Here is a 16,400-nt window from a genome sequence, read left to right on the forward strand (position 1 = left end):
GATCAGAGGCTCGGCCGCGGCACCGGGATCGGCACATTGGCGACATCGCCCTGGCCAGCCGGATCGGCGCCCACCTTGGCCAGCTTGTCGCCGCTGCCGGGGATGAGGCCGGCAAAGGCCAGCTTCAGCGGACGGCCGATCTCGTGGATGAACGGCGAGAGCAGCTTCTGCCGCCCGGCTTCGTCACGCCCTTCGCTGCGCACCTTGGCTGCCGCTTTCGAGCAGATCTGCTTGCTGACATCGGCAACCAGGTCGCGCGTTTCACCATAAGGCGCGATCTGTACCAGCGACGGCTTGGCTGTTCCCGATGTCGTCAGCGCCGTCTGCAGCAGGCGCGCGGATTCGTCGGCACGGGCGCCGAGGCTGTCTTCGCCAAGCACGACGGAAACGACGCTGCGGCCATCACGCGTCGCCGAGGAGACCTGGTTGAAACCGGACGCGCAGATGAAACCGGTCTTCATGCCGTCAGCGCCTTCGAACCGGCCGATCAGCATGTTGTAGTTCGCATAGTCCTTCTTGCCGGTGGTGAACCCTTCCAGCGAGAAATAGGACGCGTATTCGGGAAACTCGCGCTTCAGCGTGATCGCCAGCACGGCAAGGTCGCGCGCGGTGGTGTACTGGCCGGGCCCCGGCAGGCCGTTGGCATTGATGAAATGCGACGACGTCATGCCGATGCGGCGCGCTTCGGAATTCATCCTGTCGATGAAGGCGGGCTCGGAACCGCCAACGGTTTCGGCGATCGCCACGGCCACGTCGTTCGCCGACTTCACCAGCATCATCTTCAGCGCGCTGTCGAGCGTCATCGCCTGGCCGGGCTTGTAGAACATCTTGCTCGGCGGCTCCGAAGCGGCGTTCTTGGTCATCACCACAGGGCTTGTCAGCGCCAACTGTCCCGACTTGATCGCCCGGAAGGTGGTATAGGCCGTCATCAGCTTGGTCAGCGACGCCGGATACCATTTCTGGAAGATGTCCTGATGCTCGTAAACCTTCAACGTATTGACGTCGACGACGAGCCGCGGATTGGCAACCGCCGGCATAGCCATGAGAAGGCTCGCGCAGGCACCGGCCACGATACCCACTGCTCTTGCCTTGCCTCGCATGAAAAATCCTGCTGTCACCACCATAGTCCTCGAAATTCCGCTGTTGCCTCGTCTCGTCCGGCTATTTAGCCTATATGGCGAGGAGATGGCAAAGCCCATTCGTTGGCTGCTGCGCCAATCCACCGCAGATAGATGTGATCGAACAGACCGACAGGACTCAACTCATGCCGATTCTCAACCGCGCCGCCGAACTGCAAAACGAAGTCACCGAATGGCGGCGTCATCTGCACAAGAACCCCGAGCTCCTGTTCGCGGTGGAAAATACGGCAGCCTTCGTCGAAATGAAACTGAAGGAGTTCGGCGTTGACGAAATCGTGACCGGCCTTGGTCGGACCGGCGTCGTCGGCCTGATCAAGGGCAATCTCGGTGCTGGCCGCACCATCGGCCTGCGCGCCGACATGGATGCGCTGCCGATCACCGAGACATCAGGCAAGTCCTGGGCGTCGGAAACTTCCGGCAAGATGCACGCCTGCGGCCATGACGGCCACACCGCCATGCTGCTCGGCGCGGCCAAATATCTGGCCGAGACCCGCAACTTCGCTGGCAGCGTCGCGGTCATCTTCCAGCCGGCAGAAGAAGGCGGCGGCGGCGGCAACGAGATGGTCAAGGACGGCATGATGGAGCGCTTCGACATCGCCGAAGTCTACGGCATGCACAATATGCCTGGCATGCCCGTCGGGCATTTCGGCAGCCGCGTCGGCGCGATCATGGCCTCGACCGACGAGTTCACCATCACCATCAAGGGCCGTGGCGGCCATGCGGCCCAGCCGCACAAGACGATCGACCCGATCGTCATCGGCACGCAGATCGTCACTGCATTGCAGACAATCGCGTCGAGAACGGTCGATCCGCTCGCTTCCGTCGTGGTCTCGGTCACCAAATTCAACGCCGGCTTTGCCCACAACGTCATCCCGGAGGAGGCGGTGCTCGGCGGCACCGTGCGCACCCTGAAGCCCGAAGTGCGCGATATCGGCGAGACCCGCATCCGGCTGATCGCCGAAGGCATCGCCGACGTCTATGGCGCAACCGTCGATGTCTGGTACAGCCGCAACTATCCGGTGACCGTCAACCATGAGGACGAGACGGGCTACGCGCTGAAGGCAGCGGCGGAAATTGCCGGCGAAGGCAATATCAGGCCGTCGCTCGATCCGATGATGGGCGGCGAGGATTTCTCCTACATGCTGCTCGCCCGCCCGGGGGCCTTCATTTTCATGGGCAACGGCGACACCGCCGGGCTGCACCACCCGGGCTATGACTTCAACGACGAAGCGATCCCGCACGGGATTTCCTATTGGGTGAAACTCGCGGAAACGCGACTTGCCGCCTGAGGCGCGAGCGGGAGGCGGCACGATGCATCAGATCGACAAGATAGACCGTAGAATTCTCAACATCCTGCAGGCGGATGGCCGGATCACCAATCTGGAGCTTGCCGATCGCATCGGCCTGTCACCGACGGCAACAAGCGAAAGACTGCGCCGGCTGTTGAAGGAAGGGTATGTTTCGGGCTTCGGCGCCCGTCTCGATCCGCAGAAGCTCGGCTTCGGCCTGCTCGTCTTCATCGAGGTCATGCTCGACAAGACGACGCCCGACGTGTTCGATCAGTTCGCGATCGCGATCAAGCAGGCGCCGGCGGTTCTCGAATGTCACATGGTCGCCGGCGGCTTCGACTATCTCGTCAAGACCCGCTTCGAGGACATGGCGGCCTACCGCAATTTCCTTGGCCAGGTGCTGTGGACGCTGCCGGGCGTCAAGGAAACCCGCACCTATGCTGTCATGGAAGAGATCAAGAACGACGGGCCACTGCCGCTCGTCTGAGACCAAATAAGAATGACCCCGGGAGCCGATGGGATCCCGGGGCAAGCACTTTAGTACGGCACCCCTGAACCCGCGCTTACGCCGCGTCGAGCGACGCCATGTCGATGACGAAGCGGTAGCGGACGTCGCTCTTGACGACACGCTCGTAGGCTTCGTTGATCTCCTGGATCTTGATCGTTTCGATCTCCGAGACGATGTTGTGGGCGCCGCAGAAGTCGAGCATTTCCTGGGTTTCCTTGATCGAACCGATCATCGAGCCGGAAATGCTGCGGCGGGCCGGAACCAGCGCGAAGGCATGGACCGGCACGGCATTTTCCGGAATACCGACCAGCACGAAATCGCCGTCGACCTTCAACAGGTTGAGATAGGCGTTCCAGTCGATCTCGGCTGCGACCGTGCAGATGATCAGGTCGAACTGGCCCTGAAGCGTCTTGAAGGTTTCCGGATCGTTGGTGGCGAAGTAGTGGTCGGCACCGAGCTTCAGCCCGTCTTCCTTCTTCGACAGGCTTTGGCTGAGCACCGTCACCTCCGCGCCCATGGCGTGGGCGATCTTGACGCCCATATGGCCGAGACCGCCCATGCCGACGATCGCGACCTTCTTGCCGGGACCGGCCTTCCAGTGACGAAGCGGCGAATAGAGCGTGATGCCGGCACACAAAAGCGGTGCCGCCGCGTCGAGCGGCAGGTTTTCCGGGATCGACAGGACATAGCCTTCCTTGACGACGATGCTGTCGGAGTAGCCACCCTGCGTCGCTGTCTTGCCGTCGGCCTCGACGCCGTTATAGGTCACCACCAGACCTGGCATGTAATGCTCCAGATCGACGTCGCGTGTCGCGCAGGTGGTGCACGAATCGACGAAGCAGCCGACGCCGGCGCGGTCACCCACCTTGAATTTGGTGACCTTGGAGCCGACGGCGGTGACGATGCCGACGATCTCGTGGCCGGGGACCATCGGGAAGGCCGAGTTGCCCCATTCGTTGCGTGCCTGGTGAATGTCGGAGTGGCAGACGCCGCAATATTTGATGTCGATCACCACGTCGTTGTCGCGCGGCTCGCGACGTTCGAAGGTGAAGGGCGTCAGCGGTTTCGACGCGTCGGTCGCCGCATATCCTCTTGCAATGGCCATCAGTCTGTCCTTCAATTTTGGGAGATGCGAAATGACCGGAGCGTTACCGGCAGATCGCAGGCAGGGACTATGCGTTCGCGATCGGCAAAAGCGTTATCGCGATCCTGCAAAGTTTTTGCCCGATCCTGCAAGAATGAAAAATATATGATGGCAATAGCGCTTCGAAGCCTTATCTGAGCATTGCCGCACACAATGCTAAGCCGCTGGAAAGACCACAGAATATGACAGCCACGCGACAGACTGCCAGACAGGACATGATCGACGTCATTGCCCGGATCACCGGGAAGGACGGCGACCACCAGACCGCAATCCCAGGTTTGAGCATTCATCGCCATTCCGGCGACGCACCCGTCAATTGCGCGGCCTACAAGCCGAGCCTTGCGATCATCGTCCAGGGCGCCAAGCGCGTGGTACTCGGCGACGAGACGCTGATCTATGGCGCTTCCGATTATCTGCTGACGTCGATCGACCTGCCGGTGTTGTCGCAGGTCTGCAAGGCTTCGGCCGACGAGCCTTATCTCAGCTTCGCCTTCCAGATCGATACGGCCAAGATTCCGGCATTGCTCGACTTTCTGGCGCAGGGGCATATGCCGGCCTCCGCCTCGCCGCGCGGCATGACGGTCAGCAAGATCACACCTGACCTCGAAGATGCAGCACTCAGGCTCTTGCGGCTACTCGACCGGCCCGACGATATTCCCGCACTGCTGCCGCTGGTCGAGCAGGAAATTCTGTATCGCCTGGTGACCGGCCCGCACGGCCACCGGCTTCGCCAGATGGCAACAGTCGAAAGCCAGCCGCATCAGGTCGGCCGCGCCGTCGCCTGGCTGAAGGAGCACTATTCCCGGCCGCTGCGCATCGACGACCTAGCGAGCCGGGTCTCGATGAGCGTTTCGTCGCTGCACCACCATTTCAAGGCGATCACCGCAATGAGCCCGCTGCAGTACCAGAAGCAGTTGCGGCTGCAGGAGGCGCGGCGGCTGATGCTGGAAGAAAGTCTCGATGCCGGAGATGCCGGCCATCAGGTCGGCTACGAGAGCCAGTCGCAATTCAGTCGCGAATATGCCCGCCACTTCGGCGAGCCGCCGTTGCGCGACATCGGCCGCGTGCGCCGTACGTTGGTCGAGCGCTTCTCCGGCGAGGCGGAGATGCTGAGCGAGGGGTGATACGCCTCAGGTTCTTTCGATATCCCCGGGAATATCAGCTACGCTCGATATCCCGCCTGAGCACGATCGACGTCGTCAGATCCTCGACGTTGTCCATGGTCGCCACTTCGTTGCGCAGTTCATTCAGCGCGTTGATGGAGCCGACCTCGACCTCGACGACCAGATCGAGCTGGCCGCTGACGGAGGAAACCTTGCGCACGGAAGAAAAGCCGGCGAGCCGGTCAAGCACGCCGATCGACGGCGTACGCTGCAGCGTGACGAGCAGGAAGGCCTGGATCTGCCCCTCCTCCAGCTGGCCGATATCGGCGCGGTAGCCGCGAATGATGCCCGCCTTTTCCAGGCGGGTGACGCGCTCCGTCGTCGCACTTCGGGAAAGCCCGATCCTGCCCGCCAGCGACTTCATCGGGATGCGCGCCTCCCGCGACAGGATGCTGAGGATCGTCCGGTCGATCGCGTCGATGTCCTGCATGATTTCCGCCTCCGAGCGCGCCGACAAGATGACGGTTATTATAAACATAATGTCGGTGCAACCGGCATAATGCCGGATGCATGCGTCGGCCGCTCGTGCAACTCTGCCTCTCAAGACGAGGGTTCCCATGAACGACATGCTGAAGACGACACCAGACTTTTCTATCGACGCTGCGTCAGCACTGCTGAAGCAGCATTACGGCCTTTCCGGCACGCTGTCGCTGCTGGCCAGCGAACGCGACCAGAACTTCAAGGTCGAGGCCGCCGACGGCGCCACCTATATCCTGAAGGTCGTCAATGCCGCCGAGCCCGAGGTCGAGAGCGACTTCCAGACGGCGCTGCTCAGCCATGTCGGAACCTTTGCCGCCGAATTGCCGGTGCCGCACATCAAGCCGACATTGGCCGGCACCAGCCTTGCCGGAACCACCAGCCAGCACGGCGTCAGCCACAGGCTGCGCCTCGTCAGCTGGGTCTCGGGCAACCCGCTCGCCGAAACCGGCCGCAGCACCAGTGCGCTCCAGTCGCTCGGCCAGATGCTCGGCCGCTTCGACGCCTCGCTGAAAGGCTTCATGCATCCGGGTGCGTTGCGCGACCTCGACTGGGACATTCGCAAGGCCGGCCGTTCCAGGGACAGGCTGAACCATGTAACCGAGCCGGATGACCGCGCATTGCTGGAGCGTTTCCTTGTCCGCTTTGCAAAGTCGGTGGAGCCGAGGCTGGCGACACTGCGGTCGGCTGTCATCCACAACGACGCCAACGACTGGAACGTACTGGTCGACAAATCAGATCATGACCGCATCTCCGGGCTGATCGATTTCGGCGACGCACTCTATGCGCCCGTCATTGCCGAAGTCGCCATTGCCGCCGCCTATGCCGGTCTCGACCATCCCGACCCGATCGGCGCCACCGCCGCCATCGCCCGCGGCTTCCACGCGGAATATCCGCTGCTCGAAGAGGAAGTCGATCTTCTCTTCGACCTCATCGCCATGCGGCTCGTCACCTCGGTGACGATCTCGGCCTCGCGCCGCGCCCACACGACCGACAATCCTTACCTTGCCATCAGCGAAAGGCCAGCCTGGACGCTCTTGCGCAAACTCGACCGGATGAACCCGCGCTTTGCCACCGCGATCCTGCGCAAGGCCTGCGGCTTCGAGGCAGCTCCGGGAACGCGCGGCGTTACCGCCTGGATTAGCGAAAACCGCAAGGCGCTCGCGCCGCTGCTCGAACGCCCGGCCGCGACCTACCCAGCAGCGCTCGTGCCCTACGGCGACCCTGATCATCCGATGACGGTGAAATCCGCCGGTGAACAGCCGGATGAGGCCCAGGCGATCTGGGAAGACTATTGCCGCGAAAACGGCGTCGATCTCGGCATCGGCCCCTGGGGTGAGGCGCGCACCGTCTATGCCGGCGAAATGTTCGTCTCACGGCTGGTCGAGAACACCCGCCGCACCTGCCATCTCGGGCTCGACCTGTTCATGGCAGCCGGCACCAAGGTGTTCACACCGATCGCCGCCACCGTCGTCAGCGTCGAGATCGAGGCGGACCCGCTTGGTTACGGCTGCCTGATTGCGCTTCGCCACGAACCCGAGGGCTGCCCGCCCTTCGTGTCGCTCTGGGGTCATCTGGCGCACGAGACAATGGGCCGGATCAAGGCTGGCGACCGGCTCGAAGCCGGTGCGCTCGTCGGCGAAATGGGTGCTCCGATGGAAAACGGCGGCTGGGCGCCGCACCTGCATTTGCAGCTTTCCATCGACGCAAACCTTTCGGCGACCGAAATCATCGGCGTCGGCGAACCGCAATATCTCGACGTCTGGGCCGAGCTCTTCCCCGATGCGCGCACCTTCGCCGGCATTGCCGAAGAGTTTTACGCAAAGAGCGGTCGTGCGCATGACGAGATCGTCAAGCTGCGCAAGGAACTGCTGCTGCCGAACCTGTCGATCTCCTACGAAAAGCCGATCAAGTTCGTGCGCGGCGAAGGCGTCTGGCTGATCGACGACAGTGGCCGCGCCTATCTCGACTGCTTCAACAATGTCTGCCACATCGGCCACGCCCATCCCGCGGTCGTCGAGGCGATGACGAAGCAGGCGGCGATCCTCAACACCAACACGCGCTATCTGCACGACAATATTGTCGCCTATGCGGAACGGCTGACCGCGACGCTGCCGAAAGAACTGACAGTCGCCGGTTTCGTCAACAGCGGCTCGGAGGCAAACAGCCTGGCGCTGCGCATGATGCGCGCGCATACGGGCCGTGAAAACGCCATCACGCTCGACTGGTCCTATCACGGCACCACGCAGGAGCTGATCGACATCAGCCCCTACAAATTCCGTCGCAAAGGCGGCAAGGGCCCGAAACCGCATGTCCATGTCGCTGCCGTTCCCGACAGCTATCGCGCGCCCGCCGATTGGCCGGCAGAAGAACACGGCAAGCGCTTTGCCGAAAGCGTCGCAGAGCAGATCGCGGCCATGCAGGCAAAGGGCGAAGGCCTCGGCTTCTTCATCGCGGAATCGATCCCGAGCGTTGCCGGCCAGGTGTTCCTGCCCGAAGGCTACTTGAAGGAAGTCTATCGCCTGGTGCGCGAAGCCGGCGGCGTCTGCGTCGCCGATGAGGTTCAGGTCGGCTTCGGCCGTGTCGGCAGCCACTGGTGGGCGTTCGAGACTCAAGGGATCGTTCCCGACATCGTCACCATGGGCAAGCCGATCGGCGACGGCCATCCGCTGGCCGCCGTCGTCACCACCCGCGAGGTCACCGACAGCTTCAACAACGGCATGGAGTACTTCAACACCTTCGGCGGAAACCCGGTTTCCTGCGCCGTCGGCCTTGCCGTGCTCGACGTCATCGAGGGGCAGGACCTGCGCGGCAACGCACTTGCTATCGGCAACTACCTCATCGGCTCCTTCCGGGCGATGCAGGCGCGTTACGAGGTGATCGGCGACGTCCGCGGCATGGGGCTGTTCCTTGGCATCGAACTGGTCAGCGACCGCAATACCAAGGCACCCGCCACCGAATTTGCCCGGGCCGTTTCCAACGGCGCCCGCCAGCGCGGCGTGTTGATGGGCACCGAAGGGCCACATGACAACGTCTTGAAGATGCGTCCGCCGATGATCTTCTCGAAACGCGACGCCGATCATCTGCTCGCCGTCCTCGAAGAGACCTTTGCGGATGTGAGCAGGAAGCTCGGTTAAGACCGGGCTCGATACCGCCGAAACGATAGCCAGTTGGCCGGGACGCGCACGTGCCCCGGCAGCGAAGACGCGTGCCTTTAAAACTGCATAACAAGAGGAGAACAGGACAATGAAACTTGGAATTCTAGCACTTGCGAGTGCGGCGTTTCTCGCCGGAACGGCAGCCAGCGCCGCCACGCTTGATGTCGTCAAGGAACGCGGCGAACTTCGCTGCGGCGTCAGCCAGGGCGTGCTCGGCTTTTCCGCGCCGAACGACAAGGGCGAGTGGAGCGGCTTCGACATCGACTTCTGCCGCGCGGTCGCTGCGGCCACGCTCGGCAACCCGGACAAGGTGAAATACGTGCCGCTCTCGACCAAGGAGCGCTTCACCGCGCTGCAGTCGGGCGAAGTCGATCTGCTTTCGCGCCAGACCACCTGGACGCTGTCGCGCGACAGCGATCTCGGCATGAGCTTCGTCGGCGTCAACTACTATGACGGCCAGGCCTTCATGGTGCGCAACGACCTCGGCGTGAAGAGCGTCAAGGAACTCTCGGGCGCCTCCGTCTGCACGGAAACCGGCACGACCACCGAGCAGAACATGGCCGACTACTTCAGCTCCAACAACATCCAGTACCAGGTCATCGCTTTCGAAAAGCCCGACCAGACGATCCAGGCCTTCAACACGGCGCGCTGCGACGTCTATTCGACCGACGCCTCGGCGCTCTACGCCCAGCGCCTGACGCTGAACGACCCGGACCGCTTCGTCGTGTTGCCGGAAGTCATCTCCAAGGAACCGCTCGGACCGGCCGTGCGCCAGGGCGACGAGCAGTGGTTCAAGGTCGTTCGCTGGACATTGTTCGCGATGATCGAGGCCGAAGAACTTGGTATCACCAAGGAGAACGCGGCCAAGATGCAGGAAAGCGGCACGGTCGGCCAGAAGCGGTTCCTGGGCATCGACAACGAAGCCGGCAAGGCGCTGGGCCTCGGCCCGACATGGGCCTTCCAGGCGATCTCCGCCGTCGGCAACTATGGCGAGGTCTTCGAAAAGCACCTGGGCAAGGACAGTGCGCTCAAGATCGACCGCGGCCTCAACAAGCTGTGGAGCCAGGGCGGCCTGATGTACGCGCCGCCGGCGCGCTGATCGCAGGCAAATCCGGAGAAGGTCTTCCCTCCGGAATTGCGCCAATAAATAGACCAACCAACCATGCGCCGCGGCCCTCACCGCGGCGTTTTTCGCTTCTGGCGTTTGACAAGGAGCGGTTGCATTCTGTCTGTCTGCTCGGAGCGAGGCGTTGCGCAACGCCGCTTGTGGCAGCTTTCCCAAGGGGGATCTGGAGGTTCCGACAAAACGTACGGCGATGATGGACAGCGGACAGTCGACAAGTCAGGCCTCGTCATAGCAGATCGGGAAATCCCGACACCAGCGAAGACTTCCCTCATCCCTGTGCCTGTCACAGGGATCCAGCCAGCCCAAGTCCTTGGGCTGAAAAGTCCTCTGACCCGACCGACGTCGGATCGCTGGATTCCGGCACAAGGCCGGAATGAGGGCGTGGGGATGCCCCTTTCGTCAAACAGCAGGATCTGTCACCGTCTGACATTTCCGACGCCGGAGCGTTTTTTCTGGTCAACCGACAGGTGGGGCGCAACCCTTCAGAGTTTGACGATCGTCTTGCGCGCAAGCAGCCCCTGCGGCGCGAAGAGAAGCACGCCGATGACGAGCAGGATGGTGAAGGCATCGCGGTAGCTGAGCAGGCTTTCCGGCAGATAGGCCTGCAGGAACACCTCGATGAAGCCGAGCAGGAAGCCGCCGGCAACGGCGCCGGAGAGGCTGCCGAGCCCGCCAATGATCGCGGCGATGAAGGCCTTCAAGACCGGCAGGAAGCCCATCAGCGGATCGACGCTGCCGCGCTGCGCCACCCAGAGAATGCCCGCGACGCCCGCGAGCAGTCCCGAAATGGCAAAGGCGGTCGCAACCACGGCATTGGCGCGAATACCCATCAGCCGGACGATGGCGAAATCCTCCGAAGCCGCACGCATCGCCCGGCCGAGAACGGTGGTGCGCAGGAAGAGGTTGAGCCCGACGAGCATGATGACCGTGACCAGGATCGATGTGCCTTGGATCAGGCCGAGGTGAAGGCCACCGATCTCGATCGTCCCGGAAAAGCTCTCCGGCATCGGCACCGGCTTCGGCCGCGCCGAAATGAAGTTCTGGAAGATGACGCGCAGGATGGCGCTGACGGCAAAGCTGGTGAGAAGCAGCGTCGTGCCGCTCGCGCCCCGCACCGGCCGAAAGGCGATGCGCTCCATCAACATGGCAAGCGCCACCGCGATCATCAGCGCGCCGAAGATGGCGAGCGGAAAGGGCACGCCCAGCAGAAGGGCGAAGCACAGCCCGTAGCCCGCCGCCGTCATCAGTTCGCCATGGGCGAAATTGATCAGCCCCATGATCGAGAAGACGACCGCGAGCCCAAGCGCGAGAAGCGCATAGGTGCCGCCGAGGCTCAGCGCGTTGACCAGCTGCTGCAGGAACATGTCCATCGTTGTGACCTCTTTGCCCCCGGCCTCAAGCGCCGAGATAGGCACCCTGGATTTCAGTTGAATTGCGAAGTTCGGCGGCAGTGCCGGAGAGCACGATGCGCCCGTTCGCCATGACATAGCCCGCGTCGGCGATTTCGAGCGAAAGTGCTACGTTCTGCTCGACGAGCAGGATCGTCAGGCCCTTCTGGCGCAGACCGGCGATCAGGTCGAAGATCAGGTCGACCACCTGCGGCGCCAGCCCGAGCGAAGGCTCGTCGAGCAGCAAAAGGTCGGGCGACGACATCATCGAACGGGCGATCGCCAGCATCTGCTGCTCGCCACCGGACAGCGAACCGGCTTTCTGGCTAAGACGTTCTTTCAGGATCGGGAAACGCGACAGCATGTCCTCGCGCACGTCGGATATCACCCCGCGCGCCTTGTGCATGGCGCCGCCAAGCAGCAGGTGTTCGTCCACCGTCAGGCTTGGAAAGATGCGCCGGCCTTCCGGCGTCAGCGTCATGCCGAGCCTGACGATCTGTTCCGGCGGCAGGCCGGAAATGTCCTGGCCATTGAACGACACCCGCCCCGCCTTCTTTGCCGCCAGGCCCATCAGCGCATTCAGCGTCGAGCTCTTGCCGGCGCCGTTGGCGCCGAGCAGCGTGACGATCTGCCCTTTGTTGACGGTGAGATCGACCCCCTTCAGCGCCTCGACGGCACCATAGGCAACCTTGAGGCCGCTCACTTCGAGCAGGGGCTTCTGAGCGGGAATTTCACTGTGCATCATCGGGGCAAAGTCCTTGCCATGGATTGCGAGACGGCCCTGCAGGCGGCCGAACGATCTCCGGCGCGGCGCCGAAGATCGCAAGTGGTGGCGGCTCAGGGGGCCGGAATGTCGGCCGCGGCGGGAACGCCCTGGCTGATCAGCTCGCGGTTGCCACCTCCGATGCGAACCAGCGAGACCGAACGCAATGGCATGCCTTGCGTGCCGGCGTAGCTGATCGGGCCGGTGACACCCTGGACGTTTTCGAGCGAGGCGATGGCGTTGCGGATGGCGACCGGGTCGATGCTGTTGGCTTCGGTCACGGCAGCGTCGATGACCTTTCCGAGGTCGTAGCCGTTGGCAATGTAGACCGTATCCGGCACCTGACCGAACTTCTCCTTGTACTTCACGTTGAAGTCGGCGAGCGGGCTGCCCTCACTGGCAAACCCGGCCGTGGTGAAGACCACGCCGTCGACGGTGGCGCCAAGTCCGAATGTCGTCGGCGAATCGATGCCGTCGCTGCCGAGGATCGGAATGGTGACGCCGGCGCCGCGCAGCTGGCGGATGAAGGCCGGAAAATCGGGCTCGTAGGCAGCCGTCATGATGACGTCGGGTGCCGGATTCATCGCCTTGATCTTGGTGACTTCGGCGCCGAAATCCTGCTGGCCCATGCTGAAGGTGCCTTCGCCCAGAAGCTCGCCGCCCTTGGCCTTGAAGGCTTCGCCGAAATATTCCGGAAGCTTCAGCGTATAGGCGCTATCGGGAGACTTGAGGATGTAAGCCTTCTTGTAGCCCTTCTCGACGGCGTAGGCTGCGAGCACTGCGGCCTGGACGTTGTCGGCGGGATAGTTGCCGAACATGTAGTCGCCGACAGCAAGCGGCATGGTCGGGGTGGTCGCACAGAACGAGAAGGCAGGGATTTGCGCCGCCTGCGTCACCTGGCCGGCGGCGATCGACGGATCGGCATCGCAAGGCGTGATCATGATCTTGACGCCCTGATCAACCAGTTCCTGCGCCACCAGTGCCGTCTGGGCAGCGTCCGAGCGCGTGTCCTTGGCCACCAGCTTGATCGGGAACTTGCCGGCAGCGCCGCCAGCCGCGTTGATTTCCTCGACGGCCATTTCCAGGCCCTTCAGCGACGGCTGGTCATAGGGAGCAAGGCCGCCGGTCTGGGCGGTGGCAAGACCGATGACCAAATCTTCGGCAAATGCCGGCAGCGGCGACAGCGCGAAGCCGCTAAGGATGGTGGTGAGGCACAGTGCCCTGAGATTCGATTTCATCGGTAAGCTCCCTCTTTCTGATTTCGTTTGCTGATCAAGCTGGATTGTGAAGGCTGCCTGTGCCCGGCCGGAGACCGGTGGCCTCGACAACCTCATGCTGCGCCTGCGCTGACGAACGGCGACGGCCGATATAGGCTTCGATCACAGCCGGGTTGACCTGGATCTCCGCCGGTGTGCCGATGGCGATCTGCTGGCCCTTGTTGAGGACGACGACGATATCGCAGAGCCGCATGATCAGCTTCAGGTCATGCTCGACGACGAGCAGGCCGAGGCGGTACTTCGTGCGGATGCGGTCGAGCACGTGCATCAGTTCCTGCGTTTCGGCAGGGTTCATGCCGGCCGCCGGCTCGTCGAGCAGCAGGTAGCGCGGCCTCAAGGCCAGTGCGCGGGCGATCTCGAGACGGCGTTGCGCGCCATAGGAAAGTGTTCCGGCAAGCTGGTCGGAAAAGCCGTCGAGCCCAACCTCTGAAAGCACCAGCCGGGCGCTTTCCATCGGGTCCTCGCCATTGCCCTTCAAAGCACTCGCCGCCACCGTGACGTTTTCGAGCACGGTCAGGTTCTTGAACAGGCGGATGTTCTGGAAGGTGCGCGCGAGGCCGGCGACAGGAACCGCGTGAACCGACAGCGATGCGATATCTTTGCCGTCGATCAGCACGCGGCCACTCGACGGCGGAACGACGCCGGAGACGCTGTTGATCAGCGTCGACTTGCCGGCCCCGTTCGGGCCGATGAGACCGGTCACGAGACCCGGCTTGATCTCGAAATTGGCGTTTTCCAGCGCCACAAGTCCGGCGAATTTCTTGCCGAGATTTTCGACCTTGAGTGTTCCGCCCGGTGGGACCGGAGCAATTTTTTGCGCGCTGTCGGAGGCTGTCGCAGGCTTTGCGGCAAAGCGCTTCAACCAGGCAAGACGCTCATCCAGCTCGCGGACCCCGAAGATCCCGTCCTGGAGCCGATACATCACCACCAGGATCGCAACGCCGATGCCGATATCCGTGAGACCGAAGACGGTCGGAAGCGTGACGAAGCCGAGGTCGACACCGCCTTCGAGTTTGCGCAGAAGCTCGACGATCAGCATGATCACGGCCGTTCCGCCGACCGCACCCGAAACGGTGGTGACGCCACCGAGGATCAGCATGGCGAGCAGCACGAAGGTCAGGTTGAAATAGAAGTCCTTGGGCGAGAAGGCGCCGAGGAAATGCGCCAGCAACGCGCCCGCCGCCCCTGCCAGAATGGCGCCGAGGACCCAGCCGACAAACCGATGAAGCCTGACATTGACGCCGACGGCGGTCGAGGCGATCTCGTCCTCACGTGAGGCCCTCAACTTCAGCCCCGCGCCCGAATCCCGGTAGAGACGGGCGATGGCGATGGCGGCCACCGCAAAAGGCAACGCCACCCACAGATTGACCGCGCGCGGGATGCCGAAGAAGGTCTGGCTGCCGCGGGTGATATCGGTCGAGGCGACCAACACGACATGGACGATCACGAGAAGGCCGAGCGTCGCGATCGAAGCCGATGAACCGGCAAGGCGCGCGACGGGTATTCCGATCAGCACCGCGACTAGCGCCACGACCACCAGCGCCACGGCAAGCGCCGGCAGGAACGACATGCCGATGCCGGCGAGCCATTCCGGCAGGTGCGGCAGCGCCGTCTTCTGGACGATCGGGTTGATGGTGAGAAGGCCGGACGCATAGGCGCCGATCGCCATGAAGCCGACATGGCCGAAGGAAACGATGCCCGAATTGCCAGCATACATGCCGATGCCGAGCACTGCGATCACGTTGATCATGAACAGCGTCACGAGGCGCTCACCGCTCCCCGGAAAAACCAGCGAAGCGACGGCAGCGGCCACCAGCAGCGGCAACGACGTTAAAAGGATACCGACGACGGTTTCTCGCCTGACGCGGACCATCTGCATTCCCCCGAATTGTCGGCCCGCCTTTGTTTTTGGCTCGGGCCAGTTCCCGTAATGAAAGTTATCCCATCGCGATCAAATGTCAATCTTGTTTCAAAAAACATTCTCTGCTAGCAATTATGTAACAAAAATTAGAAATCGGGGTTCAAGCCATCATTTTTGGGAGGCGGAAATCGTGGCAATCCGGGATCGACTGACAGACGGGGCTATTACTTTCACACGATCGGAACTGAAGATCGTGCGGCAGCTCCTGTCGAACTATCCGGCAGCGGGATTGAATACCGTTGCCTATCTGGCTTCGTCGGCGGGGGTCAGCAATCCGACTGTGGTGCGCTTCGCCAACAAGCTTGGCTTCGAGGGCTATCCGGAGTTTCAGAAGGCGCTGCTCGGCGAAGTGCAGGAACGCATGAGTTCGCCGCTGTCGATGCTCGACGAGCGGCGGCCGTCGCTGGAACAGGAGAACTTCTACCAGTACTTCCTGCGCGCCAGCATCCATGCGCTCGAAGCTTCGATGCAGATGCTGCCGTCGGAGGATTTCGAGGCGGCGGTCGATGCGGCGGCAGACACGAGCGCACGAGCGCATTGCCTCGGCGGTCGGTTCAGCGGTTTTCTCGCCGGCCTGCTCTGGTCGCATATGAAGCAGCTGCGCGGCGACACCCGCTGGATCAACGGCAGCCAGGCCGACCAGGTCGACCAGCTCGTCGATCTCGGCAAACGCGACGTGCTGTTCGTCTACGATTACCGCCGCTACCAGAACGACACCATTCGCTTCGCCAAGCAGGCGGCCGCACAAGGCGCACGGATCGTGCTGTTCACCGACCGGTGGCTTTCGCCGATCGCCGAATTCGCCACCGTCACGCTGACGGCGCCGGTCGATACGGTCTCGCCCTACGACACGATGGTGCCGGCGATCGCCCAGACGGAAGCGCTGATCGCCGCGCTGACGGCCCGTCTCGCCACCCAATCGCGCGCCCGCATCGAGAAGATGGAGGAGCTGCGCCGCGGCTACGCCATCACCGAAGACGCTCTCAACCCGAACGTCGACGACGGCCGCTGACTATCTGCCGAAAGGCCAGGACCGCAACCGAGGAG

General features: G+C 62.8%; 13 protein-coding genes. 6 read left to right on the forward strand and 7 right to left on the reverse strand.

The features are described from left to right. Window positions 1–2 precede the first annotated feature (2 nt). Window positions 3–1,073 (reverse strand): D-alanyl-D-alanine carboxypeptidase family protein, encoded by a 1,071-nt coding sequence (locus ASD02_RS30610; protein ID WP_025424672.1) that lies wholly within the window; start codon window positions 1,071–1,073, stop codon window positions 3–5. Window positions 1,074–1,264: 191 nt separating this feature from the next. Between ASD02_RS30610 and ASD02_RS30615 the strand changes: the two genes are divergently transcribed. Both ASD02_RS30615 and ASD02_RS30620 read left to right on the forward strand, forming a co-directional pair. Further along, window positions 1,265–2,428: a M20 aminoacylase family protein gene (locus ASD02_RS30615; RefSeq protein ID WP_025424673.1), complete on the forward strand. Its 1,164-nt coding sequence runs from the start codon at window positions 1,265–1,267 to the stop codon at window positions 2,426–2,428. A 22-nt stretch (window positions 2,429–2,450) separates the two neighbouring features. After that, a complete protein-coding gene (locus ASD02_RS30620) occupies window positions 2,451–2,915 on the forward strand; it encodes an Lrp/AsnC ligand binding domain-containing protein (protein ID WP_025424674.1) in 465 nt (154 codons plus the stop codon). A 76-nt stretch (window positions 2,916–2,991) separates the two neighbouring features. Here ASD02_RS30620 and ASD02_RS30625 read toward each other — a convergent pair whose 3' ends face one another. Continuing rightward, entirely contained in the window at window positions 2,992–4,041 is a 1,050-nt protein-coding gene (locus ASD02_RS30625; protein ID WP_025424675.1) for an NAD(P)-dependent alcohol dehydrogenase, read from the reverse strand. Window positions 4,042–4,262: 221 nt separating this feature from the next. Here ASD02_RS30625 and ASD02_RS30630 point away from each other — a divergent pair, with 221 nt between their 5' ends. Then, window positions 4,263–5,204, forward strand: coding sequence for an AraC family transcriptional regulator (locus ASD02_RS30630; protein ID WP_025424676.1), 942 nt, complete (start codon window positions 4,263–4,265; stop codon window positions 5,202–5,204). A 34-nt stretch (window positions 5,205–5,238) separates the two neighbouring features. Here the strand turns inward: ASD02_RS30630 and ASD02_RS30635 are convergent, their stop codons facing one another. Continuing rightward, entirely contained in the window at window positions 5,239–5,721 is a 483-nt protein-coding gene (locus tag ASD02_RS30635) for an Lrp/AsnC family transcriptional regulator (RefSeq protein ID WP_051509126.1), read from the reverse strand. 79 nt (window positions 5,722–5,800) lie between these two features. Between ASD02_RS30635 and ASD02_RS30640 the strand changes: the two genes are divergently transcribed. Continuing rightward, on the forward strand, window positions 5,801–8,857 hold the full coding sequence (locus ASD02_RS30640; RefSeq protein WP_025424678.1) for an aminotransferase class III-fold pyridoxal phosphate-dependent enzyme: 3,057 nt from the start codon (window positions 5,801–5,803) through the stop codon (window positions 8,855–8,857). 109 nt (window positions 8,858–8,966) lie between these two features. After that, the gene (locus ASD02_RS30645; protein WP_025424679.1) at window positions 8,967–9,977 is read left to right on the forward strand and encodes an amino acid ABC transporter substrate-binding protein; all 1,011 of its coding nucleotides are present in this window, start codon (window positions 8,967–8,969) and stop codon (window positions 9,975–9,977) included. A 509-nt stretch (window positions 9,978–10,486) separates the two neighbouring features. Here the strand turns inward: ASD02_RS30645 and ASD02_RS30650 are convergent. From ASD02_RS30650 to ASD02_RS30665, 4 genes are all read right to left on the reverse strand, one after another. Further along, window positions 10,487–11,374: a branched-chain amino acid ABC transporter permease gene (locus tag ASD02_RS30650; RefSeq protein WP_025424680.1), complete on the reverse strand. Its 888-nt coding sequence runs from the start codon at window positions 11,372–11,374 to the stop codon at window positions 10,487–10,489. Window positions 11,375–11,399: 25 nt separating this feature from the next. After that, window positions 11,400–12,137 carry an ABC transporter ATP-binding protein gene (locus tag ASD02_RS30655; RefSeq protein ID WP_107028043.1) on the reverse strand — a complete coding sequence of 246 codons (738 nt, stop codon included), beginning with the start codon at window positions 12,135–12,137 and terminating at the stop codon, window positions 11,400–11,402. Window positions 12,138–12,229: 92 nt separating this feature from the next. Then, window positions 12,230–13,393, reverse strand: a complete 1,164-nt coding sequence (locus ASD02_RS30660; RefSeq protein WP_025424682.1) for an ABC transporter substrate-binding protein — start codon at window positions 13,391–13,393, stop codon at window positions 12,230–12,232. A 34-nt stretch (window positions 13,394–13,427) separates the two neighbouring features. Beyond that, window positions 13,428–15,305, reverse strand: a complete 1,878-nt coding sequence (locus tag ASD02_RS30665; protein WP_057221560.1) for a branched-chain amino acid ABC transporter ATP-binding protein/permease — start codon at window positions 15,303–15,305, stop codon at window positions 13,428–13,430. Between the two features lie 178 nt (window positions 15,306–15,483). Here ASD02_RS30665 and ASD02_RS30670 point away from each other — a divergent pair, with 178 nt between their 5' ends. Then, window positions 15,484–16,365: a MurR/RpiR family transcriptional regulator gene (locus ASD02_RS30670; protein ID WP_025424684.1), complete on the forward strand. Its 882-nt coding sequence runs from the start codon at window positions 15,484–15,486 to the stop codon at window positions 16,363–16,365. Window positions 16,366–16,400: the final 35 nt, after the last annotated feature.

It is taken from the genome of Ensifer sp. Root1252, from assembly GCF_001425885.1.
GTDB lineage: Bacteria > Pseudomonadota > Alphaproteobacteria > Rhizobiales > Rhizobiaceae > Ensifer > Ensifer canadensis.